The following is a 26,986-nucleotide window of genomic DNA, read 5'->3' on the forward strand; positions in this document are numbered from 1 at the left end:
CGGACGCGGCCCCGGAGCGCCATCCGGACGCAGCCCCCGAGCGACTACGCTCAGTGCCTATGTCACGCATCGACGGCCGCACCCCCGAACAGCTCCGCCCGATCACCATCGAACGGGGCTGGAGCAAGCACGCCGAAGGCTCCGTCCTCATCTCCTACGGCGACACCAAGGTGCTGTGCACCGCCAGCGTCACCGAGGGCGTGCCCCGCTGGCGCAAGGGCAGCGGCGAGGGCTGGGTCACCGCCGAGTACTCCATGCTCCCGCGCGCCACCAACACCCGCGGCGACCGCGAAGCCGTCAAGGGCCGCATCGGCGGCCGCACCCACGAGATCAGCCGGCTCATCGGCCGCTCGCTGCGCGCCGTGGTCGACCACCGTGCGCTCGCCGAGAACACCATCGTCCTCGACTGCGACGTCCTCCAGGCCGACGGCGGCACCCGCACCGCCGCCATCACCGGCGCCTACGTCGCCCTGGTCGACGCCGTCGCCTGGGCCCGCGACAAGAAGCTGCTGCGCGCCAAGGGCCAGCCGATCACCGGCGGCGTCAGCGCCGTCAGCGTCGGCATCATCGACGGCGCCCCGATGCTCGACCTCAGGTACGAGGAGGACGTGCGCGCCGAGACCGACATGAACATCGTCTGCACCGCCGACGGCCGCTTCGTCGAGGTCCAGGGCACCGCCGAGGGCGCCCCGTTCGACCGCGACCTGCTCAACCGGCTGCTCGACCTCGGCAGCCTCGGCTGCGCGGAGCTCGACGAGATCCAGCGCAAGGCCCTGGAGGGCTGAACCGGCGCGGGCCCCGCAGCCGTGGACCCGGTCGGACGCACGTTCAGACCGCGGGCGCGGACGGCCGTTCGGGCCGCGCCCGCACACCGGTACGGGCCACGGTCCGGACACCCGTACGGGCCACGACGTGAACGGCCCGCCGAACGGTCGGCCTGCTGTACAGGCCGGGCCCGGAGACCGTACGGTTCCCGCAGCACTCCCGCTGCGGGAACCGCGCACCTCCCGGCGCGCGTCTCCCACCACGGAACCCGCGCCCCACAGGAGGACCGGATGCCGTCCAGCATCGCCCGCCCCGCCGCCCTCGCCGTGGCCGGACTGATCGCGATCCTCCCGCTCAGCATGGTGAGCTGCTCCGCCGCCCAGAAGGCGCTCGACTGCGGCAACACCGCCGTGAAGCTCACCGGGGACATCGCCGACGTCACCAAGGCCTACGACAACGCGAGCAACGACTCGGCCGCAGCCGGACAGGCCCTGCAGAAGCTCAAGAACGACCTCGACCAGGTCGGGAAGAACTCCAAGAACACCGACGTCGCCAAGGCCGTGACCGACCTCAGGAAGCAGGTCGAGAACGTGCAGCACGCCGCCGACAGGAACGAGGTCCCCGACCTCAAGCCGCTCGGCGACGCGGCCGGCAACCTCACCTCGGTCTGCACCGGCTGACCGTTCCCGGCCTCTCGGTAGGGTGGGCGATATGTCCACCCGTCTGATCCTCGCCACCCGTAACCAGCACAAGGTCACCGAGCTCCGCGCCATCCTGGCGGACGCCGGCCTGGACGTCGAACTCATCGGCGCCGACGCCTACCCGGAGATCCCGGACGTCCCCGAGACCGGCGTCACCTTCGCCGAGAACGCCCTGCTCAAGGCCCACGCCCTGGCCCGCGCCACCGGCCTGCCCGCCGTCGCCGACGACTCCGGCCTCTGCGTGGACGTGCTGAACGGCGCACCCGGCATCTTCTCCGCCCGCTGGTCCGGCAGGCACGGCGACGACCGCGCCAACCTCGACCTGCTGCTCGCCCAGCTCTCCGACATCGCCGAGCCGCACCGCGGCGCCCACTTCTTCTGCGCCGCCGCCCTCGCCCTCCCCGACGGCACCGAGCGCGTCGTCGAGGGCCGCCTCCTCGGCACCCTGCGCACCGCCCCGGCCGGCGACGGCGGCTTCGGCTACGACCCGATCCTCCAGCCCCTCGGCGAGACCCGCACCTGCGCGGAGCTCACGGCCGACGAGAAGAACGCCATCAGCCACCGGGGCAAGGCCTTCCGCGCCCTCGCCCCGGTGGTCAAGGACCTCCTGGCCTGATGTCCTGTCCGATGGGGACGCCGAAGGCCCGCCCCGAGATCACTCTCGGGGCGGGCCTTCGATTTCAAGGCTAGTGCGGCCTGAGGGACTCGAACCCTCACGGGATTTCTCCCATGGGCACCTAAAGCCCAGGCGTCTGCCAATTCCGCCAAGGCCGCATGGCGACCAGTCTAGGGCTTTGCCGGGCAAGGGGACAGCGAGTTCGGCCGTGGCCCCGCCGGTGCCGCGTCCCGGTTCCCCGGCCGTGGGGGTGCGGCGCCCCCCGGGTCGACGGGGAAGTGTCAGGAGGGGGTTTTCGGCCACGGGATGACCGGTTGTCACGGGCTCCCGACCTGTGATGTTTGGTTGTTGATTACCAATTGGTACAGACCTATTGACCTATGTGGTTCAGACCACATAGCTTCTGCGCCAATTGCAATCCCCCACGCACGTGCTCCCCCACAGGCACGCGCAGACACTCTCTCCTGGAGGACCGAGTGTTGATCCGAAACACGGCGGAGCGGCGTCCCACCGCCGCCGACCGCCGGAAGAGCCCTGCGGCGCGGGCCGGTGTGGCCTCGCTCGCGGCGGCCTCGCTGGCCGGACTGCTGATGGCGACGCTGGGTGCGGCGCCCTCGCAGGCTTCGGCGGCCGTCGACAACGCGGCCTGTCGGCCGGACGGCCTGTACCAGACCGCCGGCGTGGACGTCCCGTACTGCTCCGTCTACGACACCAGCGGGCGCGAGAAGATGGGCGCGGACCACCAGCGCCGCATCATCGGCTACTTCACCGGCTGGCGCACCGGCAAGAACGGTGACGCGCCGTACCTGGTGAGTGACATCCCCTGGGACAAGGTCACCCACCTCAACTACGCCTTCGGCCACGTCGGCGGCGACAACAAGCTCTCGGTCGGCACCGACGGCCCGACCAACGAGGCCACCGGGATCTCCTTCCCCGGCGTCCCCGGTGCCGAGCTGGACCCGAGCCTGCCGTACAAGGGCCACTTCAACCTGCTGACGAAGTACAAGAAGCAGTACCCGAACGTCAAGACCATGATCTCGGTGGGCGGTTGGACCGAGACCGGCGGCTACTTCGGGGACGACGGCAAGCGCGTCAACTCCGGCGGCTTCTACTCGATGACCGTCAACCCGGACGGCAGCGTCAACCAGGCCGGCATCGACACCTTCGCCGCCTCGTCGGTCGACTTCGTCCGCAAGTACGGCTTCAACGGCGTCGACGTCGACTACGAGTACCCGACCTCGATGAAGGACGCCGGCAACCCGCTGGACTGGCAGCTCGCCAACTCCAAGCGCGGCTCGCTGGCCAAGGGCTACGCGGCGCTGATGAAGACCCTGCGCGAGAGCCTGGACAAGGCGGGCGCCGCCGACGGCAAGCACTACCTGCTGTCGGTCGCGGCCCCGTCCTCGGGCTACCTGCTGCGCGGCATGGAGACCTTCCAGGTGGCCAAGTACCTGGACTACGTCAACATCATGTCGTACGACCTGCACGGCGCCTGGAACAAGTACGTCGGCCCGAACGCCTCGCTGTTCGACGACGGCAAGGACGGCGAGCTGGCCTCCGCCAACGTCTACGGCACCGGTCAGTACGGCGGCATCGGCTACCTGAACGCCGACTGGTCGTACCACTACTTCCGCGGCTCGATGCCGGGCGGCCGGATCAACGTCGGCCTGCCGTACTACACCCGCGGGTTCAAGAACGTCCAGGGCGGCACCAACGGCCTCTGGGGCACCGCCTCGGCGACCACCTGCCCGGTCGGCTCCGGCCTGACCGCCTGCGGTGACGGCGCGGTCGGCATCGACAACATCTGGAACGACAAGGACGACGCGGGCAAGGAGTCCCCGGCCGGGTCGAACCCGATGTGGCACGCGAAGAACCTGGAGAAGGGCATCCTGCCCGACTACCTGTCCAAGTACGGCGTGTCGGACACCGCGCTCCAGGGCACCTACACCCGCAACTACAGCTCCACCCTGGTGGCGCCGTGGCTGTGGAACGACACCAAGAAGGTCTTCCTCTCCACCGAGGACGAGCAGTCGGTGGGCGCCAAGGCGGACTACATCGTCAACCAGGGCGCCGGCGGCGCGATGATCTGGGAGCTCGCGGGCGACTACAAGTGGGACGCCACCGCCAACGGCGGCAAGGGCCAGTACGTGCCCGGCAACACGCTGACCTCGCTGATGTACGACAAGTTCAAGGCGTCGACCCCGTACGGTGCGATCCGTTCGACGGTCGCGCTGCCGCAGCAGACCCTGCCGATCGACGTGTCGTTCAACAACTTCGCGCTGGGCGACTCGAACTACCCGATCAACCCGAAGCTGCACATCGTCAACAACTCGACGCTGACCCTGCCGGGCGGCACCGAGTTCCAGTTCGACTACGGCAACTCGGCCCCGGGCAACGCCAAGGACCAGTCCGGCTTCGGCCTCCAGGTCATCAAGCAGGACAACCCGGGCCCGGGCAACGTGGGCGGCCTGAAGGGCAACTACAACCGGGTGTCGGTCAAGCTGCCGGGCTGGCAGTCGCTGGCGCCGGGCGCCTCGATCGACATGGACTTCGTCTACTACCTGCCGGTGTCCACCCCGTCGAACTGGACGGTCAACGTGGGCGGCACGCTGTACGGGATCAAGGGCGACCTGACCCGCGGCGCGGTGGACGGCGGTACGCCGACCCCGACCCCGACCCCCACGGTGACGCCGACGGTCACGCCGACCGTGACCCCGACCGTCACCCCCACGGTGACGCCCACGGTCACGCCGACCGTGACGCCGACCGTGACCCCGACCTCGGGCACCTGCGCGGCCGCCCCGAGCTGGGACGCGGGCACCACCTACGCGACCCCCACCAAGGTCTCGTGGAAGGGCCACTACTACCAGAACAAGTGGTGGACCAAGGGCGACGACCCCTCCGCCAGCGGTTCGTGGGGTGTCTGGAGCGACCTCGGGGCCTGCTGATCAGATGATCAGGATGGTCCGCTGAGGTGATGGACGGCGGTGGCGGTGCACCCGGTCGGGGGGTGTGCCGCCACCGCTTCGTCGTTCCCGGGCCGGGCCCCGGAGCCGGATTCAGGCCCCGGCACCAGGTCCTGGACTCACGCCCTTGGTTCAGGCCCCGACCTTGAGGTCGCGCAGCAGCTTGGCGACGTGGCCGGTGGCCCGCACGTTGTAGAACGCGTGCTCGACCTTGCCCTGCTCGTCCACGACGATCGTGGAGCGGATCACGCCGAGGTAGGTGCGGCCGTAGTTCTGCTTCTCACCGAAGGCGGCGTACGCCTCCAGCGCCGTCTTGTCCGGGTCGGACAGCAGGGTGACCTTGAGGTTCTCGGCCTCGCGGAACTTGCCGAGCTTCTCCGGCTTGTCCGGGGAGATGCCGATGACGTCGTAGCCGGCGTCCGCGAGGACCTCCAGGTTGTCGGTGAAGTCGCAGGCCTGCTTGGTGCATCCGGGGGTCAGGGCGGCCGGGTAGAAGTAGACGATGACCTTGCGGCCCGCGTGGTCGGCGAGGGACACCTGGTTGCCGTCGGCGTCGGACAGGCTGAAGGCGGGCGCGGTGTCGCCGGGCTGGAGGCGCTCAGTCACGGTCGTACTCTCCTGGATGCTGGGACGGACGGTCGTACCACGGCAAACTTACCTCCGATGGTGGGTGGGGCCGCGCGACCGTGTTCGGCAGCTGACACACTGGGTCAGTCGCACCGATCGCACGGATCGGACGGAACAACATCGGCAAGTGAATGGGGTGGCCCGAGTGGGCGAGGCGAGCACGCAGGACAGGTCGGTGCGGACGACCGTCCAGATCGAGGCGGACATCGAGCGGACGCGTGACCGGCTGGCGTCGACCCTGGACGAGCTGGCCGTCCGCGTCCACCCGAGCACCATCTCCGCCCAGGTCAAGGCCAAGGCGGCGGCCGCCGTCGAGGAGAAGACCGCCCGGGTCTACGTGGCCGCCAGCGGCGTGGTGGAGAAGGTCAGGGCGCAGTTCGTGGACGAGCAGGGGCAGCCGCGCCGCGAGCGGGTCGTCCCGGCCGCGCTGGTCGGCGTGGGCCTGGTGCTGCTGGTCGCCTCGGCCCGCAAGCGCCGCAAGGGCTGAGTGCGGCAGGACGGAGAGGCCGGGCGCCATCGGGCGGCCGGCCTTTCGCGTGCCCGGCCTTTCGCGTGCCCGGCCTTCCGCATGTCGGGACTTCCGGACGTGCGGCCTTCCGCATGCCGGGCCAGCGTCACGCGCCGTGCCGGGGGGACGGTACCTTCGGGACCGTGAGTACGAACGACGAACCGACCCGCCCCGACCACCAGCAGGAGGTCCTCCGTCACGACCGGCTCGGCGAGAAGCTGCCGATCCGGATGCTGCACGACCGCGTGCTGGTGCGCATCGAGGGCAGCGAGGGCGAGCGCCGCTCGACCGGCGGCATCCTGATCCCTGCGACCGCAGAGCTGTCCAAGCGCTGCACCTGGGCCGAGGCCGTCGCGGTGGGCCAGAGCGTGCGCGCGGTGGAGCCGGGGGACCGGGTGCTGTACGACCCGGAGGACAAGCTGGAGGTCGAGGTCCGCGGCGCCACCTACGTGCTGCTGCGCGAGCGTGACCTGCACGCCGTCGCCGCGGCCCGCTTCGGCGACACGGAGGGCTCGACCGGACTGTACCTGTGACGGCGGAGCGGCTGCGCTTCTTCTTCTTCGAGTCCGGTCCGGTCGGCCCGGGCCGGGCGGTGGTGGACCGGTTCCGGCCGGTCCGCTGACGGCCGCCCCGCTGACGGCCGGTGCGCTGACCGGCCGTCCCGGCGCGACCCGCAGGACGGTCCCGGGCGTTGTCGGCGGCACGGGCTAGGGTCCCGGCATGAGCGTGCCGGTGATCGGTGATGAGGAGCGTCGCGCCCGGTTGGGGCGGCGGCAGTTGTTGGCGCCGTCGGTGCGGGCGGCGCGGGTGGAGGCCGTGGCCGACGCGGTGGTCGGGCTGCACGCGACGGACGCGGCCACGGTGTACCTGTCGGCCTGCGCGCGGCTGGCGGAGCCCTCGGCGGCGGAGGTGGACCGGGCGCTGTACGAGGACGTCTCGCTGGTGAAACTGCTGTCGATGCGGCGGACGATCTTCGCGGTGACGGAGGGCCTCGCCCCGTACGTGAGTTCGGCGGCGGCGCGGGCGATCGCGGCCAAGGAGCGGGCGACGCTGCTGAAGCACCTGCGGGACCACGCCGAGGGCTGGGACGAGGCCAGGCTGGCGGAGACCGAGCGTGAGGTGCTGGCCGCGCTGGCCCGGCGAGGTGAGGCGACGGCCAGGGAACTGTCCGAGGACGTACCGCAGTTGCGCGAGACGATGCTGATGTCGGCGGGCAAGGCGTACGAGGCGAGGCAGAGCGTGGGCAGCCGGCTGCTGCGGCTGCTGGCCTCGGACGGGCACCTGCGCCGCTGCCGTCCGCGGGGTTCGTGGCTGAGCAGCAGCTATCCGTGGGCGCTGGTGCCGCAGTGGCCCGAGGTGCCGGTGCGGGAGGCCAGGGCCGAGGTGGTGCGGCGCTGGCTGGCGGCGTACGGGCCGGCGACGGTCGAGGACGTGAAGTGGTGGACGGGCTGGACGCTGAGGGACGTCCGCGGGGCGCTGGCGGACCTCGGGGCGCGGGACGTGGCACTGGCCGGCGGGGCGGCGGCGCTGGTGCTGCCGGGGGACGAGGGGCCGGTGGCGGAGCCCGAGCCGTGGGCGGCGCTGCTGCCCGCGCTGGACCCGGCGGTGATGGGCTGGCGTGGGCGGGACTGGTACCTGCGGCCGGAGGACGTGCCGGCGCTGTTCGACCGGGCGGGCAACGCCGGGCCGACGGTGTGGTGGTGCGGCGAGGTGGTGGGCGGCTGGGCGCAGCGGGCCGACGGCGAGCTGGTGTGGCGGCTGTTCCGGGATGTCGGGGCGCAGGCCGAGGGGGCCGTGGCGGCTGAGGCGCGGCGGTTGGCGGGCTGGTTGGGGGAGGTGCGGGTGACGCCGCGGTTCCGGACTCCGCTGGAGCGCGAACTGGTGCGGTAGCGGGCGGTGTTGGGGCCGGGGCCTGCGCTAGTGCGGGGTGCCGGGCGGGGTCGCCAGGTGGGTGGGGGGCCCGCCGGTGGTGCTGGGGAGGGCGGTGGGCCTGGTGGGCTGGGGCCGGCTGGGTTGGGGGGTGGTGCTGGGCTGTTCCGGTTCGGTGGTGGGCTTGGGGGCCTGCGGGCTGGGGGTGGTCGGGCGCGGCTCGGGTTCGCCGGTGGCGGCGGGGGCGCTGGGCGCGTCGTGGGTGGCGGGTGCGTGGGTGGGGGGCGGCGTGCCCGGGGCCGGCTCGGCGGCGGTGGGTGCGCCGCCGGTGGCCGGGGTGGTGGGGGTGGTGGTCGCGCTGGGGGTGGTGCTGACGGGGGCGGTGGGCCAGGTGGTGTCGCCGGGCTCGCCGTTGGCGGTCTGGAGGTCGAAGTCCTGGGCGGGGGTGCCGTCGAGGGCGGCGGTCATGTAAGCGGTCCAGATCCGGGTGGGGAAGGCGCCGCCGTTGATCCGGGCGAGTCCGGCGGTGCCGGCCAGGGGTTCCTTGGCGTGGGTCTTCGGGTGTTCCCTGAACAGGCCGACGGTGGTGGCGAGTTCGGGGGTGTAGCCGGCGAACCAGGCGGAGAGGTTGGAGTCGGTGGTGCCGGTCTTCCCGGCGGCCGGGCGGCCGAGGTCGAGGGCGGCGGCGCCGGTGCCGCGGGGGCTGATGACGCCGCGCAGCACGTCGGTGACGGAGTCGGCGATGCCGCGGCCGATGGCGTCGGTGGGGTTGTGCTCCGGCAGTTCGGGGACGTCGACGGTGCCGCCGGGGGTGGCGCGTTCGAGGGTGAGGACGGACCAGGGGGTGCGGGCCTGGCCGTGGTCCGCGAGGGTGGCGTAGGCGCCGGCCAGGTCGATGGCGCTGGGGGTGGCGGTGCCGAGGGTCATGGAGGTGTTGGCCGGGTCCATGCCGCGGACGCTGTCGGGGATGCCGAGTCTGACGGCCGTCTCCCGGACGCGGGCGAGTCCGGCGTCCACGCCCTCCTGCGCGTACACGGAGTTGACGGATTTCACCATGGCCTGGCGCAGGGTGATGCTGCCGTAGTCGATGTCGTCCTCGTTGGGCGGCGCGTACGGGGTGGGGCCGCCGGTGACGGGGCGTTCGCTGGTGCCGTCGTAGCGGGACTCGGTGGTGATCGGGCGGCCGTCGACGGTGTGCTGGGCGAGGAGTCCGGCGGCGAGGTCGATCGGCTTGAAGGTGGAGCCGATCTGGTTGTCCTGGCGCAGTGCGTCGTTGTAGGGCTGTTTGGCGTAGTCGGGGCCACCGTAGACGGCGACGACCCGGCCGGTGGCGGGTTCGACGGAGGCGCCGGCGACCCGGACGTCGGTGTCGGTGTCGGGGCGGGCCCGGGGGTCGAGTTCGCTGGTGAGCTGCTCCTGGACGGCTTGGGCGAAGGCGTCCTGGCGGGGTTTGTCGAAGGTGGTGGTGATGCGCCAGCCGCCGGCCTTGAGGGTGGCGGCGTCGAGGGTGCCGGAGGAGATGAGGTAGTCGTCGGCGACGCCGACGAGGTAGCCGGCCTGGCCGGACAGGCCGGTGGCGGGCTGGGGGTCGAGCGGTTCGGGGAAGGTGGTGGCGTCGCGGTCGGCGGGGGCGAGGAAGCCGAGCTGGACCATGCCGTCCAGGGTGTGGTGCCAGCGGGCGAGGGCCTTCTCGCGGTTGGCGGGGGTGGCGGTCCTGACGTCGTAGAGGCTGGGGGCCTGGAGCAGGGCGGCGAGGTAGGCGCCCTGGCCGAGGGTGAGCTGGGCGGCGTCGACGCCGTAGTAGGCGTGGGCGGCGCTCTGGATGCCGTAGGCGCCGCGGCCGAAGTAGCTGCTGTTGAGGTAGCCGGCGAGGATCTCGCGCTTGTCGCGCTGCTGGTCGACCTTGAGCGCGATGAGCAGTTCGCGGCCCTTGCGCTCGATGGTGCGGTCCTGGGTGAGGTAGTAGTTCTTGACGTACTGCTGGGTGATGGTGGAGCCGCCCTGCGTGCCCTTGCCGAGCAGGGTGTTCCAGCCGGCCCGGATCATGCCCTTCAGGTCGATGCCGCGGTTCTGGTAGAAGGTGCGGTCCTCGGCGGAGACGACGGCCTGCTGGGTCTGGAGCGGGATCCGGTCGATGGTGACGTCGGTGCGGTTGACGGCGCCGGTGCGGGCGATCTCGGTGGTGCCGTCGGCGTAGAGGTAGATGTTGTTCTGGGCGACGGCGTGGGCGTTGGGATCGGGCACCGGGACGACGGCGTAGAGCGCGGCGAAGCCGCCGACGGCGAGCAGGAGCAGCGCGGTGAGGGTGCCGAGGGTGATCCGCCAGGTGGGCAGGGCCCGGCGCCAGAGCGGGAGGGCGCGGCGGGCCTCGCGGCGGGCGGCCCGTTTGGCCTGGCGTCGGCTGCTCAAGGTCATGCCGAGATTATCTGCTATTTGACGGGCGATCAGGCCGGATAAACCGGGTGCGGGGGGTGTGGGCCGGAGGTACGGTGAAAGGTGAGAACCGCATAGCGCACCCACTTCCGCAGCTCCGCCCGTCCGGCCCGGCACCCCCGGGTGCGGCCGGTCGGGGCCGTTGGGGCGTGCGCGGATGCCGTGGGGCACTCCCCTCTGCTCCTGTTTGTCGATAAGGAGACAATATGCTCTACGCCGCCGTCACCCGCGGCGCCTTCCGCCGCTACTCCACCTACCGGGCCGCCACCGTGGCCGGCACCTTCACCAACACCGTCTTCGGCGTCATCCTCGCCTACACCTTCCTCGCCCTCTGGCAGGCCCGTCCCGGCCTCGGCGGCTACGACCAGAGCCAGGCCGTCACCTACATCTGGGTCAGCCAGAGCCTGCTGGTCACCGTCGCGGTCTGGGGCGGCGGTTTCCAGGACGACCTCCAGGACCGCTTCCGCAGCGGGGACATCGCCGTCGACCTCTACCGTCCGGTCGACTTCCAGTGCTGGTGGCTGGCCTCCGACCTCGGCCGGGCCGGCTTCCAGGCGCTGGTCCGCGGCACCGTGCCGATGCTGATCGGTGCGCTGGTGTTTCACCTCCGGATGCCCGAGCACCCGCTGACCTGGGGATTCTTCCTGCTCTCCGCGCTGCTCGCGGTGGTGGTCAGCTTCGGGCTGCGCTTCCTGGTCTCGATCACCGGCTTCTGGCTGAACGACTCGGAGGGCATCCGCTCGGTGATGCTGGTGGTCTCGATGTTCTTCTCCGGGATGCTGCTGCCGATCGCGCTGTTCCCCGGATGGCTCGGCGACCTCGGCGGGGTGCTGCCCTGGGCGGCCCTGGTGAAGGTCCCCAGCGACGTCTTCCTGGAACGTGCGAGCGGCACCGGCCTGCTCGGCGCGTTCGGCTTCCAGCTCGGCTGGGCGGCCGTGCTGCTCGCCGCCGGGCGGGGTGCCCAGTGGCTGGCGACCCGCAAGGTGGTGGTCCAGGGTGGCTGAGCAGCTCGTACGGGAGCCGTACGCTCCCGGGCCCCTCGGCCCGGAGCCCTTCGTGCGGGAGCGGTTCGGGCCCCGCGCCGCCTGGGCGGTGCGCTCCTGGTGGCTCTGCGCCCGGATGTGGATGCGCTCGATGATGGCCTACCGGGCCTCCTTCGCGCTGAACCTGGTGGCCAGCCTGGTCTCCCACTCCCTGGACTTCGTGGTGCTGGTGATCATGTTCCGGCACACCGACCGGCTCGGCGGCTGGACCCTGCCGGAGACCGCCTTCCTGTACGGCACCGCGACCTTCTCGCTCGGCGCCGCCAACCTGCTGGTCGGCTCGGCCGAAGGACTCGGCGCGCGGATCGTCAGCGGCTCGCTGGACACCATGCTGATCCGGCCCGCCCCCGCGCTCTCCCAGCTGTGCGCCGAACGCTTCACGCTGCGCCGGCTCGGCCGCCCGCTCCAGGCCGTCGCGGTGCTGGCCTGGTCGCTGGCCGCCCTGGACGTGCACTGGACCTGGGACCGGGTGCTGATGGTGCCCGTCATGCTGGTCTGCGGCACCGTCATCTTCGGCGCGGTCTACGTCGGCGGCGCCACCGTCCAGTTCTGGTGGGGCGAGTCCAAGGAGATCCAGAACTCCTTCACTTACGGCGGCGCGACCCTGCTGCACTACCCGCCGACCGTCTTCGCCAAGGAACTGGTCGCAGGGGTGGTCTTCGGCGTCCCGCTGGCCTTCGTCAACTGGCTGCCCGCACTGCACGTCCTCGGCCGGACCGACCCGCTCGGCCTGCCCGTCGCCTTCCGGTTCGCCTCCCCGGCCGCCGCCGCGCTCTGCCTCCTCGCCGCCGGGCTCGCCTGGCGCGCCGGGCTGCGCGCCTATCGCGGCACCGGCAGCTGAACCACTCCAGCCCCCAGAAGGAGCTCCCATGGCACTGATCGAACTCGACGACGTCCACCGCGACTTCACCGTACGGGCCCGCACCGGCCGGTTCCGCCGGGTCAAACGCGAGGTCCGCGCGGTCGACGGGCTCAGCTTCACCGTCGACGCCGGAGAGTGCGTCGGCTACATCGGGCCCAACGGGGCCGGCAAGTCCACCACCGTCAAGATGCTCACCGGCATCCTCGTCCCCAGCTCCGGACGGCTGCGGGTGGCCGGGGTCGACCCGGCCCGCGAACGCGTCGCGCTGGCCCGCAGGATCGGCGTCGTGTTCGGCCAGCGCACCACCCTCTGGTGGGACCTGCCGCTGTGCGACTCCTTCGAACTCGCCCGCCGGATCTACCGCATCCCCGACGCCAGGTACCGCGAGAACCTCGACCGCTGCGTCGAACTGCTCGACCTCGGCGGCCTGCTGGACACCCCGGTGCGCCAGCTCTCGCTCGGCCAGCGGATGCGCGGCGACCTCGCCGCGGCGCTGCTGCACGACCCCAGGGTGCTCTACCTGGACGAGCCGACCATCGGCCTGGACGTGGTCAGCAAGGGCCGGGTGCGCGAGTTCCTGCGCGAGGTCAACCGCGACCGGGGCACCACCGTGCTGCTCACCACCCACGACCTCACCGACATCGAGCAGCTCTGCGGCCGGGTGATGGTGATCGACCACGGCCGGGTGGTGTACGACGGCGGGCTGGACGGCCTGCACGCCGACGGCCGCAGCGAGCGGACCCTGGTGGTGGACCTCGCCGAGGCCGGGCCCCCGATCGAGGTGCCGGGGGCGCGGGTCAGCAGGGTCGACGGGCCGCGCCAGTGGCTGGCCTTCCCGGCCGAGGAGAGTGCCGCGCCGATCGTGGCCGCCGTGGCGGCGCGGTACCCGCTGGTGGACCTGTCGGTGCGCGAGCCGGCCATCGAGGACGTGATCGCCCGGATGTACGCGCGGGTCGCGATCGGCTGACGGGCCGGCCCGTCGGCGTTCCGTTCCCCGGGCTCCGCGCGTCCGCCCCCGGTCGTCGCGCGGCCCGTCGGCCTGTCGCCTCCCGGTCGCCGCGTGTCCGTGCGGCGACCGGGAGCGTGTTCTGTTCCCCGTCGCCGGTGCGGGTGACGGTCGTGACCCGGCGCCCTCACCGCGAGTTGGCCAGTCGTCACTCACCGAAACCGAATCCGGAGGCCCGCCGCCCGATGCCCGTACCCGACGTGACCGTGGTGGTCGCGGTCTACAACACCGTGCCGTACCTCACCGCCTGCCTGGACTCGCTGGTCGGCCAGTCCCTGGCGCCGGGGAGGCTGGAGGTGGTGGCCGTGGACGACGGCTCCACGGACGGCGGCGGGGAGCTGCTGGACGCGTACGCGGCCCGTCACCCCGGGCTGTTCACGGTGGTGCACCAGCCCAACTCGGGCGGCCCCGCGGGCCCGACCAACCGGGGCCTGGAGCTGGCCCGCGGCCGTTACGTGCTGTTCCTGGGCGCGGACGACTGGCTCGGCGAGGAGGCGTTGGAGCGGCTGGTCACGGCCGCCGACGCCTGGGGCTCGGACGTGGTGGTGCCCAAGCAGGTCGGGGTGAACGGGCGGCTGGTGCCGCAGGGGATCTTCCACGCCGACGCCGAGTCCGTGGGCTTCGCCGACTCGGCGCTGGCCTGGGCGCTGGCCGACACCAAGCTGTTCCGCCTCGACCTCGTCCGGCGCCACGGGCTGCGCCGCGACGAGCGGCTGAAGGTCTTCTCGGACCAGCCGTTCACCCTGGAGGCCTGCCTGCGGGCGGCCAGGGTGTCCGTCCTCGCCGACTACGACTGCTACTTCCTGGTGCTGCGCGACGACCGGGGCAACGTCACCGAGCGGGCCGGAGTGCTGGACCGACTGCGCGGGATCACCGCGCTCCAGCAGGTGGCCGCCGAACTTGCCAGCCCCGGAGAGGAGTTGGACGCCATCCGGGTGCGCAGCTTCGCCTGGGACGTGCCGCGCCTGCTGGACGAGGGCTTCCTGCTGCTGGCCGAGGAGACCCAGGGGCGGGTGTGCGCCGAAGTCGCCGGACTGGTCGAGCGGTTCGGCGCCCGCGAGGTGTACCACCGGCTGCCGGTCGCCGAGCGGGTGCGGCTCGAACTCGCCGCCGCGGGACGGCCGGAGGCGCTGCGGAACCAGATCCGCTACGAGGCCGCGCACGGCGAGCCGCCGGCGGTGCGGGACGGGCGGCGGCTGTACGCGGACTATCCGGCGTTCCGGGACGCCGGGACCGGGCTGCCGGACGAGCTGTTCCTGCTGCGCGAGGAGACGGCCGGGGCGGCGGAGGCGGTCGCCCCGTCGCCCGGTCTGGCCCGGCAGTTGTGGCGCGGACTCGTCCCGGCGCAGCTGCGCCGCGGACTGCGGCGCCACCCGGCGTGGCGCCGGTTCGCCGATTCGGTGAGCGGGGACGTCCGGTGAACATCGGCGTACGGAGGCCCGTGGTGAGCCTCGGAGACAGCGGGGACTTCGGTGGAAGGGGAACGGGGATGAGTCTGGACGTCTGCGTGGTCGGGCTGGGCAAGCTGGGCCTGCCGCTGGCGGTGCAGTTCGCGTCGAAGGGCCACCGGGTGACGGGCGCGGACATCGCGCCCGGCGTGGTGGACAGCGTCAACCGGGGCGTGCCCCCGTTCCCCCGGGAGGAGGGCCTGGAGCAGGCGCTCAAGAGGGTCGTCGCCGAGGGCCGGCTGCGGGCCACCACCGACACCACGGCCGCGGTCGCCCGGTCCGGGGCCGTGGTGCTGGTCGTCCCGCTGGTCACCGCCGCCGACGGCAGCCCGGACTTCGCCCTGCTCGACGCCGCCACCGACGCCGTCGCGGCCGGGCTGCGCCGGGGCGCCCTGGTCAGCTACGAGACGACCCTGCCGGTCGGCACCACCAGGGAGCGCTGGGCGCCCCGGCTGGCGGCCGGGTCCGGGCTCGCCGCCGGGGCGGACTTCGGGCTGGTGTTCAGCCCGGAGCGGGTCCGCACCGGACGGGTCTTCGCCGACCTGCGGCGCTACCCCAAGCTGGTCGGCGGCCTGGACGAGTCCTCCACCCGGCGCGGCGCCGAGTTCTACCGGGCGGTGCTGGACTTCGACCCGCGCCCGGACCTGCCGCGGCCCAACGGCGTCTGGGAGCTGGCCTCGGTGGAGGCGGCCGAGTTCAGCAAGCTCGCCGAGACCACGTACCGGGACGTCAACATCGCGCTGGCCAACCAGTTCGCCCGGTACGCGGACGAGGTCGGGGTGGACTTCGCGGAGATCGCCGACGCCTGCAACTCGCAGCCGTACAGCCACCTGCACCGGCCCGGCATCGCGGTCGGCGGGCACTGCATCCCGGTGTACCCGCGGCTGTACCTGTGGAACGACCCGGGCGCGACGGTGGTGCGGGCGGCGCGCGAGGCCAACCTGGCCGTGCCCGGCTACGCGGTGGGCGTGCTGGCGGGGGCGGTGCCGGGCGGGATCGCCGGGCAGGGCGTGCTGGTGCTCGGCGCGGCGTACCGGGGCGGGGTCAAGGAGACGGCCTACTCCGGAGTGTTCCCGCTGGTGTCGGCGCTGGCGGCGGCGGGCGCGCGCCCGTACGTCGGCGACCCGCTGTACCGGGCGGAGGAGCTGGCGGCGCTCGGGCTGCCGCCGTACGGCGGGGAGCCGGTGGTGGCGGCGGTGCTACAGGCGGACCACCCGGAGTACCGGGACCTGGCGCCGGTGGACCTGCCGGGGGTGCGGGTGCTGCTGGACGGGCGGCGGTGCACGGACCCGGCGCGGTGGGCGGGCGAGGGGGTGCGGCGGATCGTGCTGGGCGGGGCGTGAGGCCCTGCGCCCGCGGCGGGGGCGTGAGGCCCGCGCTTACGGTCCAGGGCGTGGAACCCTGCCGTCGATCCGGGGCGTGAAGCCCGCCCGGGGCGCGTGATCGCGATGCGAGCCCCCGCCCGCGCCGGGCACCGGGCAGACTGGCGGGGTGAGTGACGATGCCTTCAGCGGGACCGGCCCCGGGGTCCGGTTCACCGCGGCCGACGAGCAGAAGAGACGTGGCGTCCGCCGGATGAAGACCATCGCGACCGGCCTGCTGGCCTTCGCGACCCTGGTCTTCGCCCTCGCGACCTGGGCCAAGGCGGCCGGTGCCGGGCCCTGGGCGGGGTACGTGGCGGCCGCCGCCGAAGCGGGCATGGTCGGCGCGCTCGCCGACTGGTTCGCGGTGACCGCGCTGTTCCGCCGTCCGTTCGGCCTGCCGATCCCGCACACCGCGATCATCCCGACCAAGAAGGACGCCTTCGGCCGTTCGCTCGGCGACTTCGTCGGCGACAACTTCCTCTCCGGCCACGTGGTGCGCGGCCGCCTCGCGGCGCTCGGCATCGGCCGGCGGCTGGGGGAGTGGCTGGCCGCGCCGGGCAGCGCCGAGCGGGTCACCAAGGAGGCCTCGGCGGCGCTGCGCGGCCTGCTCGCGGTGCTCCGCGACGACGACGTCAGGGCGGTCGTCGCCGAGGCGGTGACCAGGCGGGCCGCCGCCACCTCGGTGGCCGAGCCGATGGGCCGGATGCTCGGCAAGGTGGTCGCGGACGGCGGGCACCACGGGGTGGTGGACCTGGTGGCGGTCCGGGCGCACGGCTGGCTGACCGCCAACCACGAGGAGGTGGTCCAGAAGGTCACCCAGAAGACCCCGGGCTGGACGCCCCGGTTCATCGACCACCAGGTCGGCGAGCGGGTCTACAAGGAGCTGCTGCGCTTCGTCACCGAGATCAGGGACGACCCGGCCCACCCGGCTCGCGGCGCGATCGACAACTTCCTCGCCGACTTCGCGACCGAGTTGCAGACCGACCCGGAGACCATCGCCCGGGTCGAGCGGGCCAAGGCCGAGCTGCTGGCCCGCCCCGAGGTGCAGGACCTGATCAACTCCACCTGGGCGGCCGTGCGCACCCTGGTGATGGGCGCGGCCGAGGACGAGGACAGCGAACTGCGCCGGCGCATCCGCGACGGCGTGCGCGGCTTCGGCGAGCGCCTGGCCACCGACCCCAAGCTCCAGGCCAAGGCGGACGGCTGGCTCCAGGACGCCGCCCAGTACCTGGTCGACACCTACCGCGCCGAGATCACCTCGCTGATCTCCGAGACGGTGGCGGGCTGGGACGCCGACGACGCCTCCCGCAAGATCGAGGCCAACGTCGGCCGCGACCTCCAGTTCATCCGGATCAACGGGACGGTGGTCGGCGCCCTGGCCGGGCTGCTGATCCACACGGCGGCGGTCGCGCTCGGAGGGTGATCCCCGGGAAGCCCGGAAGCCGCTCCCGGGCACGGCCTATCCTTGCCAGCACTGTCGTCGGTACGCGCGTAGAAGGAAGTAGGGAACCACCGTGGTCCAGCCGGACGGAAGTCGGATCGTCCCCAGTGCCAGTCGGATCGGGTCGGGAGACCGGAGCATCGAGGCGTTCATCGCCGGGATGCCCAAGGCGGAACTGCACGTCCACCACGTCGGCTCGGCCTCGCCGCGCGTCGTCGCCGAACTGGCCGCCCGGCACGCCGGGAACTCCAGGGTGCCGACCGACCCCGAGGCGCTCGCCGAGTACTTCCAGTTCACCGACTTCGCGCACTTCATCCAGGTCTACCTGAGCGTGGTCGACCTGGTCAGGGACGCGGAGGACGTCCGGGCGCTCACCTACGGCGTGGCCGAGGACATGGCCCGGCAGAACATCCGCTACGCCGAGCTGACCATCACCCCGTACTCCTCGGTCCGCCGGGGCATCCCCGAGGTCGCCTTCATGGAGGCCATCGAGGACGCCCGGCTGCGCGCCGAGAAGGAGCTCGGCGTGGTGCTGCGCTGGTGCTTCGACATCCCGGGCGAGGCCGGCCTGGAGTCGGCCGAGGTGACCGCGCGGCTGGCCACCGAGCTGGCGCCCGAGGGCCTGGTCAGCTTCGGCCTGGGCGGCCCGGAGATCGGTGTGCCGCGCCCGCAGTTCAAGCCGTACTTCGACCGGGCCAGGGCGGCCGGCCTGCACAGCGTCCCGCACGCGGGCGAGACCACCGGTCCCGAGACGGTCTGGGACGCGATCCGGCTGCTCGGCGCCGAGCGCATCGGGCACGGCACCCAGGCGGTGAAGGACCCGGCGCTGCTGGACCACCTGGGCGAGCACCGCATCCCGCTGGAGGTCTGCCCGACCTCCAACATCGCCACCCGGGCCGTGGAGCGGATCGAGGACCACCCGATCAAGCGGATGGTGGCGGCCGGGCTGCTGGTGACGGTCAACAGCGACGACCCGCCGATGTTCGGCACCGACCTCAACACCGAGTACGCGGTGGCGGCGCGGCTGCTGGACCTGGACGCGGCCGGGGTGGCGGCGCTGGCCCGCAACGCGGTCGAGGCCTCCTTCCTGGACGGGGCGGGCAAGACCCGGCTGGCCGGGGAGATCGACGCCTACCTGGCGGGCTGGCAGCAGCCCTCGTCCTGACCCTTCCGCCGTCGCGTTCCCGCTGGTGAACCGCCCCGTCGACCCCTGGATTCCGCCCGGGTCGGCGGGGCGGTTCCGTTGCCGGTGCCAACCCCGTCCGAGGTGTGGCGCCAAAGTGGTGCCACAAATGGCTCGACATGGCGCCACGGACGTGCCAAGCTATCGGCCATGGACCTCACGCCCTACGTGGAAAACCTCCGGAACGAGCTCGCGGTGGCCGCTGCCACCGGTGGGGACGAAGCCCGCGCGCTGGCCGAGCGGCTGACGCTCCCGCTGGAGTCGGCCGTGCGGCTCACCCTGCTCAACGCGCTCTCGGCCGCCATGGGCGAGGTCACCCGCGACCTCGCCCCCGGCTCGGTGGACGTGCGCCTGCGCGGACTCGACCCGGAGTTCGTGGTGACGGCGCCGCCCGGCTCGGGCGCCTTCCACGGCGATCTGCCGCCGGTGACGCCATCGGCGGTGCCATCGATGGCGCCGGGTGTGGCGCCACTGGTGGCGGCGGCGATGCCGTCGGCGCCGCCGGAGCCGGACGAGACGGGCACCGCCCGGATCAACCTGCGCCTGCCCGCCCACCTCAAGGCCCGGGCGGAGGAGGCCGCCGGCGAGGCCGGGCTCTCGCTCAACGCCTGGCTGGTCCGGGCGCTGGCGGGCGCGCTGGAGGGCGGTGAGCCGGCCCGGCGTCCGGTCGCCGACCCCGGCAGCCACGTCCCGCGCAGCGTCGGCGGCCAGGGCTTCACCGGCTGGGTCCACTAGCACCTCCGCGGTACCCGAGACTTCTGCACCTTCGACGTCACCCCCGCTCCGACCAGCGGGAACACCTACACGAGTCAAGAGGACGGGACAGCCATGCCCACGTACGAGACCGACGGACCGATCTCCGCCGTCATCGAATTCGACATCGGCACGGTCTGGATCAAGGCGGGCAAGCGCACCGACGCCGTGGTCGAGGTCCGGCCCGCGAACCCGGCCAAGGAGGCGGACGTCAAGGCCGCCGAGCAGACCCAGGTCGACTTCTCCGGCGGCCGGCTCGGCATCAAGACGCCCAAGCAGCGCTCCGTCTTCGCCGGCAAGAAGGGCGCGGTCGAGGTCCTGGTCGAGCTGCCGGCCGGCTCCGAGGTCCACAGCGAGTCCCCGATGGCCGAGTTCGTCACCGAGGGGCCGCTCGGCGCCTGCCGGCTGAAGACCTCGCTCGGCCGGATCCAGGTCGAGAGCGCCGGCAGCGTGCGGCTCGACAGCGGCTTCGGTGACGTCCGGCTCGGGGCGGCCGCCGGGGACGCCGAGGTGACCGGCGCCGGCCGGATCGAGATCGGCTCCGTGGAGGGCCGGCTGACGGTCAAGAACAGCAACGGGGACACCGAGATCGACGAGGTGCGCGGAGAGCTGCACGCCAACGCCTCCAACGGCCGGATCCACGTCGGCGTGGCCGAGGGGAACGTGGACGCCAAGTCGGCGCACGGCCACATCCGGGTCGGCCGGGTGGTCCGTGGCCAGGTCACCCTCCAGACCAGCGTGGGGGACGTGGAGGTCGGCATCGCGGAGGGCACCGCGGCCTGGCTCGACGTGCACAGCAAGGTCGGCGGTGTCCGCAACGACCTCGGCCCCACCAAGGGCCCGGGCGACGCGGTGGAGACGGTCGAGGTCCGCGGCCGCACCCAGGTCGGCAACGTCATCGTGCGGAGGGCGTGATGGCGGCGATCCCGGCGGTCCCGGCGCACCCGGTGGTCTCGGCGACCGGACTCACCAAGTCCTACGGGGACAAGGCGGTCCTGAAGGGCGTCGACCTGGACATCCCGGCGGGCAGCGTCTTCGCCCTGCTCGGGCCCAACGGCGCCGGCAAGACCACCGTCGTGCAGATCCTTTCCACCCTGATCCCGGCCGACGGCGGCTCGGCCCGGGTGGCCGGGCACGACGTGGAGCGTGAGGCCGACGGGGTGCGGAAGGCGATCGGGGTGACCGGCCAGTTCTCGGCGGTGGACAACCTGCTCACCGCCGAGGAGAACCTGATGCTGATGGCCGACCTCAACCACCTCCGCCGTCGGGAGGGGCGGAGGCGGACCGAGGAACTGCTGCGGGTCTTCGACCTCACCGAGGCCTCCGGCAAGCCCGTCACCACCTTCTCCGGCGGCATGCGGCGCAAGCTCGACCTCGCGATGACGCTGGTCGGCGACCCGAAGGTGATCTTCCTGGACGAGCCGACCACCGGGCTGGACCCGCGCAGCCGGCGCACCATGTGGGAGATCATCAGGGGCCTGGTCGCCGACCAGGGGGTGACGATCTTCCTCACCACCCAGTACCTGGAGGAGGCCGACCAACTCGCCGACCGGATAGCCGTCCTGGACGGTGGCCGGATCGTCGCCGAGGGCACGGCCGAGGAGCTGAAGCGGTTCGTCCCCGGCGGGCGGATCAGGCTCCGGTTCGCGGACGCCGGCCGACTGGCCACCGCCGCCGCGCTGTTCGAGTACGCCGAGGCCGACAGCGAGACGCTGCGGCTGGACATCCCGGGGGACAACTCCGTCCTCACCGTCCGGGCCGTGCTGGAGGCGCTCGACAACGCGTCGGTGCAGGCCGAGTCGCTCATCGTGGAGACGGCCGACCTGGACGACGTGTTCCTTCGACTCACCGGGGAGGGCGTGCGATGAGCACGGCCACGGGGACGGCCGGCTACGTGCTCAGCGATTCGCTGACCATGCTGCGGCGCAACCTCAAGCACGCACTGCGGTACCCGTCCCTGACCTTCGCGGTCGTGGTGATGCCGGTCATGATGCTGCTGCTCTTCAACTACGCCTACGGCAGCACGCTGGGCGCCGGCATCGGCGGCGGCAACTACATCGACTACGTGACGCCCGGCATCGTGCTGATGGCGGCCACGTCCGGGTCGCTGGTCACCGCGATCGGCATCTGCACGGACATGACCGAGGGCATCGTCAACCGCTTCCGCACGATGGCCGTATCGCGCTCCGCCTTCCTGGCGGGGCACGTGGCCGGCAGCGTCATCCAGACCATGATCGGGCTGGTGCTGGTGATCGGCGCGGCCCTGGCGATGGGCTTCCGGCCGGACGCCGGACCGGTGGAGTGGCTGGCGGCAGCAGGCCTGCTGCTGTTCCTCACCGTCGCCCTGACCTGGATATCGGCGGGCATCGGGCTGGTGGCCAAGACGGTCGAGAGCGCCAGCAACATGCCGATGCCCCTACAGTTCCTGCCCTTCATCGGCAGTGCCATCGTGCCGACCGACTCCATGCCGACGGCGCTGCGCTGGTTCGCCGAGTACCAGCCCTTCACGCCCATGATCGAGACCCTGCGCGGCCTGCTGATGGGCACCGGGATCGGCACCAGCGCCTGGAGCGCCCTGGCCTGGTGCACGGTGCTGACGCTGGTCGGCTACTTCTGGTCGCGGAGCGTCTTCTACCGGCGGTGACGGGGGTACGGCCGGTGGTCCATCAGGCCCGGACGACGGGGTACCCGTCGTCCGGGCCCGGTGGCACCCTCTAGTAAAGTCCCGGCAAAGAGCAACTCCGGGGGGAGCAAATGACGGTGACGCGCCGCAAACAGGTCGTCTGGTGGCTTCGTGGCGCGGCGCTGGCGGCCTTCCTGGTGTACCTGCCGGGCTACCTCTCCTCCCAGCAGGGAGGGCTGGTCAAGGTCGAACGCTGGCTGAACCATCCGGTGCTGCTGCTCGGGACGGCGGTCACCCTGGCCGTGGCCTCGGCGGTGGCCCAGTTCGAGTTCCGGACCAGGTGGGCGCAGATCGGCTGCGCGGCCGTCCTGTCGCCGCTCCTCGTCGTCGGGGCGGCGGTCGGCGCGCTGGCGTACGTCTTCGGCGGCGACGGCCGGCTGGTCGACAGCAAGCCGGAGCCGAACCGTGCCGACCACGTGCTGAACATCACCGACTTGGCCTTCTCGATCGATCCGGTCTACCGGGTCGAGCTGGTGTCCGGCACCGGCTGGTCGGCCCGGCACTGGAGCCTCGGCACCTGGGGCGAGGAGGAGGGCTTCCTCCGGGCCGAGTGGACAGGACCGGGCCGGATCACGGTGACGCTGGAGCACGAGGTCAGGGTCTACACCGTGGACGAGGACGGGACGCTTGGCGGCCCTTCGGTGACGCCCAAGCCCGCGTGGCCGTTGCAGTAGGGTCCGCGCCCGACGATCGACAGGGAACCGGCAGTCACCAGCGGTCGATGCCCATGGTCCTGGCCGCGCTGTGGACGGCGTTGTAGTGCGGGATCGACATGTCGGACTTCTTCTGGCCCGCCGGCAGGTTCCGGTCGGCGGCGCGGAACTCGTCCCGGGCCTCCGCGAGCAGGCTGGTGCCGTGGGAGACCGAGACGTCCTTGGTGCCGTGCGCCGGGTGGGACTTGGCGGCCGTCCTGCTGCCGGCGTTGATCAGGGTGCTGCGGGCCTTGTTGTAGTCGGCCACCTTGATCGTCCTCGGGTTGCGGAGCTCCGTCTGCACCCCGGCCGCCGACGGCGTGGACTCGGCGGCCACGGCGGTCGGAGCGGCGGCGGCGGTGAGCGCGCCCGTCACGAGGACGGTCGCGAGGGCGTTCCGAAGAGTCCTGTGCATGAGGGTTGTCCTTCCGGTGGGAATCCGGTGGGAGAGCGTCAGGGAATTCACCCCCGCCGGGAACAGTGGAACGGTCGGGGTGCGAACGTCTCGGCCTTACCCCGGCCTCCGGCGCTGGAAAACCGGCTTCCGCCTGGGAGGTTCGGGGACGATGAGATCAGGCCGTTCTCTCGATCCGGGATAGTCATATCGCCATACTGGCGACATGGATCCCGCGTTCTATCCCGATGTCGTCGCCGCCGGTGGCCTCGCCGCGGCGCAGCCGGGGCTGGGGCCGGTGAGCCTGTGACGGGTCACCGGCCCTGGCGGTCACCGGCCCCAGCGACTCACCTGCCCCGGTGGCGCTCCTTGGCCTGGCACCGGGTGGCCGCCCGACGTTCCAGCGCCGTATCGGCGGCACGTCGTTTGGCGGCGGCGCGGTTGAGGTGCCCGGCCTCCTCGTGGGCCCGGGCCAGCGCCTCCTCGGCGGCGGTGCTCAGTGGCTTGGCCGCCGACTCCCTGGCCGCCTGCCTGGCGAGCCGCTTGGGATTCAGTGACGTCCGCCCCCGGGGCCGCCGTTCGTCGGCCACCTCCGGCGCCGTGAGCGCGGAGTCCAGCAGCCGGCCGAAGTCCCTGCGGACGAACTCCAGCAACTCCGCGTTCCCCGGCTCGCCGCCGAAGACATGGTGGGCCGCACGGACCCCTCGCGGGCCCGCGATCTCCAGCACCCCGACCCGGAACGGGCCTTCGAAGAACACGCTGAACGTGCTCGGCATGGTGCGTTCCTCCCATGGTTGTCCTGCCGTTTCCCGCACGCGGTCGCGCGCCGGGAGGGAACGCGCCGGACACCCTGGGAGGGGAGGTTACTGACCGCCGGTCATCGCCGACGGCGCCCGGACTACCGACCGGGGACTGTGATTTCGCGCGCTCCGCAAGGGATCGTACGGGCCCGCGGGGCCGGCCTCACCCGGATTTCCGTCCCGAGTCGCCTTTCCGTCCCGAGCTGCCTTTCCGTCCTGAGTCGCCGGGCAAGCCGTCACCGCGTCACCCTTGCCGGTCCAGCGCGGCGAGCAGCTCGCTCGCGCGTCCGTCCGCCACGGCGAAGGCGAGGTGGTCGTGGTAGTCGCGGGACTCGACGATCAGGCCGTCCCGGATGCGCAGCACCAGGATGTTGGAGGTGCGGAAGGTGCGGCCGGTGGCGGGGTACAGGGCCTCGTAGTCGAACTCGGCGATCACCACCTCGGGGTCGTCGGTGCCGTGGACCCGGATGTTCTCCGCGCGCAGGCGGATCGCGTCGGTGCTCTCCAGGGCGGCGAAGCGCTTGCGGAGTTCCGCTCGGCCCTCGATCCGGCGCGGGGGGACCGGCGCGAAGACGATCTCCACCACGGCGTCCTCCGCGTAGAGCGCTAGGAGTTCGGTCCACTTGCCCGCCGAGATGAGGCCGACGCTCTGCTGGAAGACCTCGCACGGGGTGGCTGGTGCGGACATGGCTGACCTCCGTGATCCCGCCGCCTACAATCGGATAGACGACTCCGGTTCCGACGATACGGATAGGCCACTCCGTTTGTCCAGGCATGGCGAGGATCAGTTGACGGAACATCAAAATTCCTCAGGGGTAGGCACGAAGCCCCTGCGTGCCGACGCCCGGCGGAACCGCGCTCGACTGCTGGAGGTCGCCGAGGCGGTGTTCACCGAGCAGGGCACCGGCGCCTCCACGGAGGAGATCGCCCGGGAGGCGAAGGTCGGCATCGCCACCGTGTTCCGGCACTTCCCCACCAAGGAGGCCCTGTTGGAGGCGGTGCTCGTCCGGCGACTGGAACGGCTGGCCGAGGAGGGGCGACGCCTGGCGGCCGAGGCCGGGCCGGCGGACGCCCTCTTCGCGTTCTTCGACCTGGTGCTGGACCAGTCGCCCGTCAAGAACGCCTTCGCCACGGCCCTCGCGGACGCCGGAGTCGACATCAGGGCCACCGCCTCCGAGGCCGGCCGGGCGCTGAGCGAAGTGCTCACCGTTCTCCTCGGCGGTGCCCAGCGGGCCGGTGCGGTGCGAGGCGACCTGGAGGTGCCGGAACTGACGGCGATCCTGGTCGGCACCTGTCGGATGCTGGAGCACCTGGACGGCCACCCGGAGGCCGCGAAGCGCGCCCGCACGGTCGTCCGCGACGGCCTGAAGGCGCACGCCGGGGCTGTGGACGGGCCTGCCGCCGATGGCCGTTCCGGCCGCGACGCCCGGGAGGCGCGATGACCCGCTCCTCCACGGCTGCCCTGCTGGGCGCAATGGCTCTGATGCTGCTTGAGACCATTGCGGTCTTCCTCGTTTTCTGTATAGCCCTGCCAGTGTTCTCGGGAGGTATCGCCTTCGAGGACGAGATGGCCCCCACGTCGCGCTTCCTGCCGTACGGGTTCTTCGGCGCCGGAGTTCTCATGGTCGGGGTCAACGGCTGGTCGACCAGGGGCCTGTGGGCGATGCAGTCGCCCCGCGAGGCCGCCCGTGGCGCCTCGGCCCTGGTGGGGGCGGGATCGGTACAGGTCGCGCTGATCGGTTTCGGTCTGCTGACGGGGTACTACCTGTTCACGCTCTTCGCGGTGGCGGTGCTGGCTCTGCTCGCCGTGCTCGTGCGACCCGCCTTCGCGAAGTCTTCTGCCTGACGCGAGGAGGCGCTGAACCTGGAGTGGGAGGTCGGGGAGGCCGACTTCCCACTCCACGGCGGGTTCCGGAGCCCATCCGCTGCCGGGGTGGGGAACGCGGAAGGGCCCGGCACCCTGGTGGATGCCGGACCCTTCCGACTGTGGAGCGCCAGGCCCGGGTTGCACGGACTCTTCCTACTGAAAGTAGGACGTGCTCTGGTAGCACCGCTGACGCCTGACGAGGAATCATCTCCCTCGCGACATCAGGAATATTAGCAGCTCAGCGCCCGTGCTCCGAATCGCGTACTGGAGCGGCCGAATCGTTCGTCGCGGCGCGGGACGGCGGCCTGTGCAGTGCACCGAAGACTCACGGAAATCGAGGGAAGACATGCGCATCACCGCACGTTTCGCGGCGCTGGCCACGGTGGCCGCCATCGGGCTCGGTACGGTCGGGGCGGGTGCGGCCCAGGCCGCGCCGGCTCCCGGGCAGGCGGCCCTCACGGCGGCCCGGAGCACCAAGGTCCACCTGCACAACGGGACCGGCTGCTCGTTCGTCCGGACCGACTTCGACCTGGCCCACGGCATCTGGACGCAGGGGCAGCAGCCCCCGTACAACGTGTTCAGGAACTGGGACATCACCTTCCAGTCGGAGAGCGACGGGTTCATGACCGGAACCGAGGGCTGGGTGGTGTACCAGGCGACCAACTGTGACGACAGCTGGCGCAGCGGTGCCAAGGTCGCGCTGCACTGGGCCAACCCGTACGTGGGCTCCAACAGCTACGACGACTACGGCACCGACCACGGCATCTTCCGCACGAGCCGCGAGAGCGGTGGCGGGGACAACGCGGACGTCTACTGGGATCTGCTGAGGGCCTGATCCTGGAGGTGGGGAACGCGGAAGGGTCCGGCATCCTGGTGGATGCCGGACCCTTCCGACTGTGGAGCGCCAGGCCCGGGTTGCACGGACTCTTCCTACTGAAAGTAGGACGTGCTCTGGTAGCACCGCT

General features: G+C 72.1%; 27 protein-coding genes and 1 tRNA gene. 22 read left to right on the forward strand and 6 right to left on the reverse strand.

The annotated features are described in order from the left end of the window. Window positions 1–59: 59 nt before the first annotated feature. From rph to rdgB, 3 genes are all read left to right on the forward strand, one after another. Complete coding sequence (gene rph / locus ACZ7C5_RS25595) at window positions 60–785, forward strand: ribonuclease PH (protein WP_188296696.1); 726 nt, start codon at window positions 60–62, stop codon at window positions 783–785. A 270-nt stretch (window positions 786–1,055) separates the two neighbouring features. After that, a complete protein-coding gene (locus tag ACZ7C5_RS25600; RefSeq protein WP_401090875.1) occupies window positions 1,056–1,445 on the forward strand; it encodes a hypothetical protein in 390 nt (129 codons plus the stop codon). 31 nt (window positions 1,446–1,476) lie between these two features. Beyond that, the gene (gene rdgB, locus ACZ7C5_RS25605; protein WP_401090877.1) at window positions 1,477–2,082 is read left to right on the forward strand and encodes an RdgB/HAM1 family non-canonical purine NTP pyrophosphatase; all 606 of its coding nucleotides are present in this window, start codon (window positions 1,477–1,479) and stop codon (window positions 2,080–2,082) included. 74 nt (window positions 2,083–2,156) lie between these two features. Here the strand turns inward: rdgB and ACZ7C5_RS25610 are convergent. Continuing rightward, window positions 2,157–2,240, reverse strand: a tRNA-Leu gene (locus ACZ7C5_RS25610). Window positions 2,241–2,558: 318 nt separating this feature from the next. Between ACZ7C5_RS25610 and ACZ7C5_RS25615 the strand changes: the two genes are divergently transcribed. Then, window positions 2,559–5,030, forward strand: a complete 2,472-nt coding sequence (locus ACZ7C5_RS25615; RefSeq protein WP_411293176.1) for a chitinase C-terminal domain-containing protein — start codon at window positions 2,559–2,561, stop codon at window positions 5,028–5,030. Window positions 5,031–5,180: 150 nt separating this feature from the next. On the opposite strand, the gene bcp is transcribed toward ACZ7C5_RS25615, so the two are convergent. Further along, window positions 5,181–5,654 carry a thioredoxin-dependent thiol peroxidase gene (gene bcp / locus ACZ7C5_RS25620; RefSeq protein ID WP_188296692.1) on the reverse strand — a complete coding sequence of 158 codons (474 nt, stop codon included), beginning with the start codon at window positions 5,652–5,654 and terminating at the stop codon, window positions 5,181–5,183. Between the two features lie 196 nt (window positions 5,655–5,850). Between bcp and ACZ7C5_RS25625 the strand changes: the two genes are divergently transcribed. The 3 genes from ACZ7C5_RS25625 (at window position 5,851) to ACZ7C5_RS25635 (ending at window position 8,073) form a co-directional block, all read left to right on the forward strand. Further along, window positions 5,851–6,162 (forward strand): DUF3618 domain-containing protein, encoded by a 312-nt coding sequence (locus ACZ7C5_RS25625; RefSeq protein WP_401090879.1) that lies wholly within the window; start codon window positions 5,851–5,853, stop codon window positions 6,160–6,162. Between the two features lie 251 nt (window positions 6,163–6,413). After that, window positions 6,414–6,716, forward strand: a complete 303-nt coding sequence (locus ACZ7C5_RS25630; protein ID WP_188296708.1) for a GroES family chaperonin — start codon at window positions 6,414–6,416, stop codon at window positions 6,714–6,716. A gap of 187 nt (window positions 6,717–6,903) precedes the next feature. Further along, window positions 6,904–8,073 carry a winged helix DNA-binding domain-containing protein gene (locus tag ACZ7C5_RS25635; RefSeq protein WP_401090881.1) on the forward strand — a complete coding sequence of 390 codons (1,170 nt, stop codon included), beginning with the start codon at window positions 6,904–6,906 and terminating at the stop codon, window positions 8,071–8,073. Window positions 8,074–8,100: 27 nt separating this feature from the next. Here ACZ7C5_RS25635 and ACZ7C5_RS25640 read toward each other — a convergent pair whose 3' ends face one another. Further along, window positions 8,101–10,467 (reverse strand): transglycosylase domain-containing protein, encoded by a 2,367-nt coding sequence (locus ACZ7C5_RS25640; RefSeq protein WP_401090883.1) that lies wholly within the window; start codon window positions 10,465–10,467, stop codon window positions 8,101–8,103. 224 nt (window positions 10,468–10,691) lie between these two features. On the opposite strand from ACZ7C5_RS25640, the gene ACZ7C5_RS25645 reads away from it, so the two are divergent. The 12 genes from ACZ7C5_RS25645 to ACZ7C5_RS25700 all read left to right on the forward strand — a co-directional run bounded on the left by ACZ7C5_RS25645 (window position 10,692) and on the right by ACZ7C5_RS25700 (window position 22,942). After that, window positions 10,692–11,489, forward strand: a complete 798-nt coding sequence (locus ACZ7C5_RS25645) for an ABC transporter permease (RefSeq protein WP_188296687.1) — start codon at window positions 10,692–10,694, stop codon at window positions 11,487–11,489. Continuing rightward, the gene (locus tag ACZ7C5_RS25650; protein ID WP_401090885.1) at window positions 11,482–12,369 is read left to right on the forward strand and encodes an ABC transporter permease; all 888 of its coding nucleotides are present in this window, start codon (window positions 11,482–11,484) and stop codon (window positions 12,367–12,369) included. The genes ACZ7C5_RS25645 and ACZ7C5_RS25650 overlap by 8 nt, the downstream gene beginning before the upstream one ends. Window positions 12,370–12,397: 28 nt before the next feature. Continuing rightward, on the forward strand, window positions 12,398–13,357 hold the full coding sequence (locus tag ACZ7C5_RS25655; protein WP_401090887.1) for an ABC transporter ATP-binding protein: 960 nt from the start codon (window positions 12,398–12,400) through the stop codon (window positions 13,355–13,357). A 224-nt stretch (window positions 13,358–13,581) separates the two neighbouring features. Beyond that, window positions 13,582–14,817 (forward strand): glycosyltransferase family 2 protein, encoded by a 1,236-nt coding sequence (locus ACZ7C5_RS25660; RefSeq protein ID WP_470323529.1) that lies wholly within the window; start codon window positions 13,582–13,584, stop codon window positions 14,815–14,817. Between the two features lie 74 nt (window positions 14,818–14,891). Continuing rightward, window positions 14,892–16,187 (forward strand): nucleotide sugar dehydrogenase, encoded by a 1,296-nt coding sequence (locus ACZ7C5_RS25665; RefSeq protein WP_188296705.1) that lies wholly within the window; start codon window positions 14,892–14,894, stop codon window positions 16,185–16,187. Window positions 16,188–16,335: 148 nt separating this feature from the next. Next, complete coding sequence (locus ACZ7C5_RS25670) at window positions 16,336–17,631, forward strand: DUF445 domain-containing protein (protein WP_317620063.1); 1,296 nt, start codon at window positions 16,336–16,338, stop codon at window positions 17,629–17,631. A 136-nt stretch (window positions 17,632–17,767) separates the two neighbouring features. Further along, on the forward strand, window positions 17,768–18,814 hold the full coding sequence (locus ACZ7C5_RS25675; RefSeq protein WP_401090957.1) for an adenosine deaminase: 1,047 nt from the start codon (window positions 17,768–17,770) through the stop codon (window positions 18,812–18,814). Between the two features lie 168 nt (window positions 18,815–18,982). Continuing rightward, window positions 18,983–19,567: a toxin-antitoxin system HicB family antitoxin gene (locus ACZ7C5_RS25680; RefSeq protein WP_470323530.1), complete on the forward strand. Its 585-nt coding sequence runs from the start codon at window positions 18,983–18,985 to the stop codon at window positions 19,565–19,567. Window positions 19,568–19,660: 93 nt separating this feature from the next. After that, a complete protein-coding gene (locus ACZ7C5_RS25685; RefSeq protein WP_470323531.1) occupies window positions 19,661–20,500 on the forward strand; it encodes a DUF4097 family beta strand repeat-containing protein in 840 nt (279 codons plus the stop codon). Further along, on the forward strand, window positions 20,500–21,453 hold the full coding sequence (locus tag ACZ7C5_RS25690) for an ATP-binding cassette domain-containing protein (protein ID WP_401090895.1): 954 nt from the start codon (window positions 20,500–20,502) through the stop codon (window positions 21,451–21,453). The genes ACZ7C5_RS25685 and ACZ7C5_RS25690 overlap by 1 nt, the downstream gene beginning before the upstream one ends. Continuing rightward, on the forward strand, window positions 21,450–22,229 hold the full coding sequence (locus tag ACZ7C5_RS25695; RefSeq protein WP_470323532.1) for an ABC transporter permease: 780 nt from the start codon (window positions 21,450–21,452) through the stop codon (window positions 22,227–22,229). The genes ACZ7C5_RS25690 and ACZ7C5_RS25695 overlap by 4 nt, the downstream gene beginning before the upstream one ends. Window positions 22,230–22,345: 116 nt before the next feature. Then, entirely contained in the window at window positions 22,346–22,942 is a 597-nt protein-coding gene (locus ACZ7C5_RS25700; RefSeq protein WP_470323533.1) for a hypothetical protein, read from the forward strand. A gap of 34 nt (window positions 22,943–22,976) precedes the next feature. Here ACZ7C5_RS25700 and ACZ7C5_RS25705 read toward each other — a convergent pair whose 3' ends face one another. The 3 genes from ACZ7C5_RS25705 to ACZ7C5_RS25715 form a co-directional block, all read right to left on the reverse strand. Further along, window positions 22,977–23,375: a hypothetical protein gene (locus ACZ7C5_RS25705; protein WP_470323534.1), complete on the reverse strand. Its 399-nt coding sequence runs from the start codon at window positions 23,373–23,375 to the stop codon at window positions 22,977–22,979. A gap of 326 nt (window positions 23,376–23,701) precedes the next feature. Beyond that, entirely contained in the window at window positions 23,702–24,130 is a 429-nt protein-coding gene (locus tag ACZ7C5_RS25710; protein ID WP_470323535.1) for a YjdF family protein, read from the reverse strand. A 268-nt stretch (window positions 24,131–24,398) separates the two neighbouring features. Beyond that, window positions 24,399–24,842 carry a nuclear transport factor 2 family protein gene (locus tag ACZ7C5_RS25715; RefSeq protein ID WP_470323536.1) on the reverse strand — a complete coding sequence of 148 codons (444 nt, stop codon included), beginning with the start codon at window positions 24,840–24,842 and terminating at the stop codon, window positions 24,399–24,401. A 100-nt stretch (window positions 24,843–24,942) separates the two neighbouring features. On the opposite strand from ACZ7C5_RS25715, the gene ACZ7C5_RS25720 reads away from it, so the two are divergent. The 3 genes from ACZ7C5_RS25720 (at window position 24,943) to ACZ7C5_RS25730 (ending at window position 26,856) form a co-directional block, all read left to right on the forward strand. Further along, a complete protein-coding gene (locus ACZ7C5_RS25720) occupies window positions 24,943–25,596 on the forward strand; it encodes a TetR/AcrR family transcriptional regulator (RefSeq protein ID WP_470323537.1) in 654 nt (217 codons plus the stop codon). Then, entirely contained in the window at window positions 25,593–26,000 is a 408-nt protein-coding gene (locus ACZ7C5_RS25725; RefSeq protein ID WP_470323538.1) for a hypothetical protein, read from the forward strand. Before ACZ7C5_RS25720 ends, ACZ7C5_RS25725 begins: the two co-directional genes overlap by 4 nt. Before the next feature lie 367 nt (window positions 26,001–26,367). Further along, a complete protein-coding gene (locus ACZ7C5_RS25730; protein ID WP_470323539.1) occupies window positions 26,368–26,856 on the forward strand; it encodes a hypothetical protein in 489 nt (162 codons plus the stop codon). Window positions 26,857–26,986: the final 130 nt, after the last annotated feature.

Source organism: Kitasatospora sp. NPDC036993, from assembly GCF_055607525.1.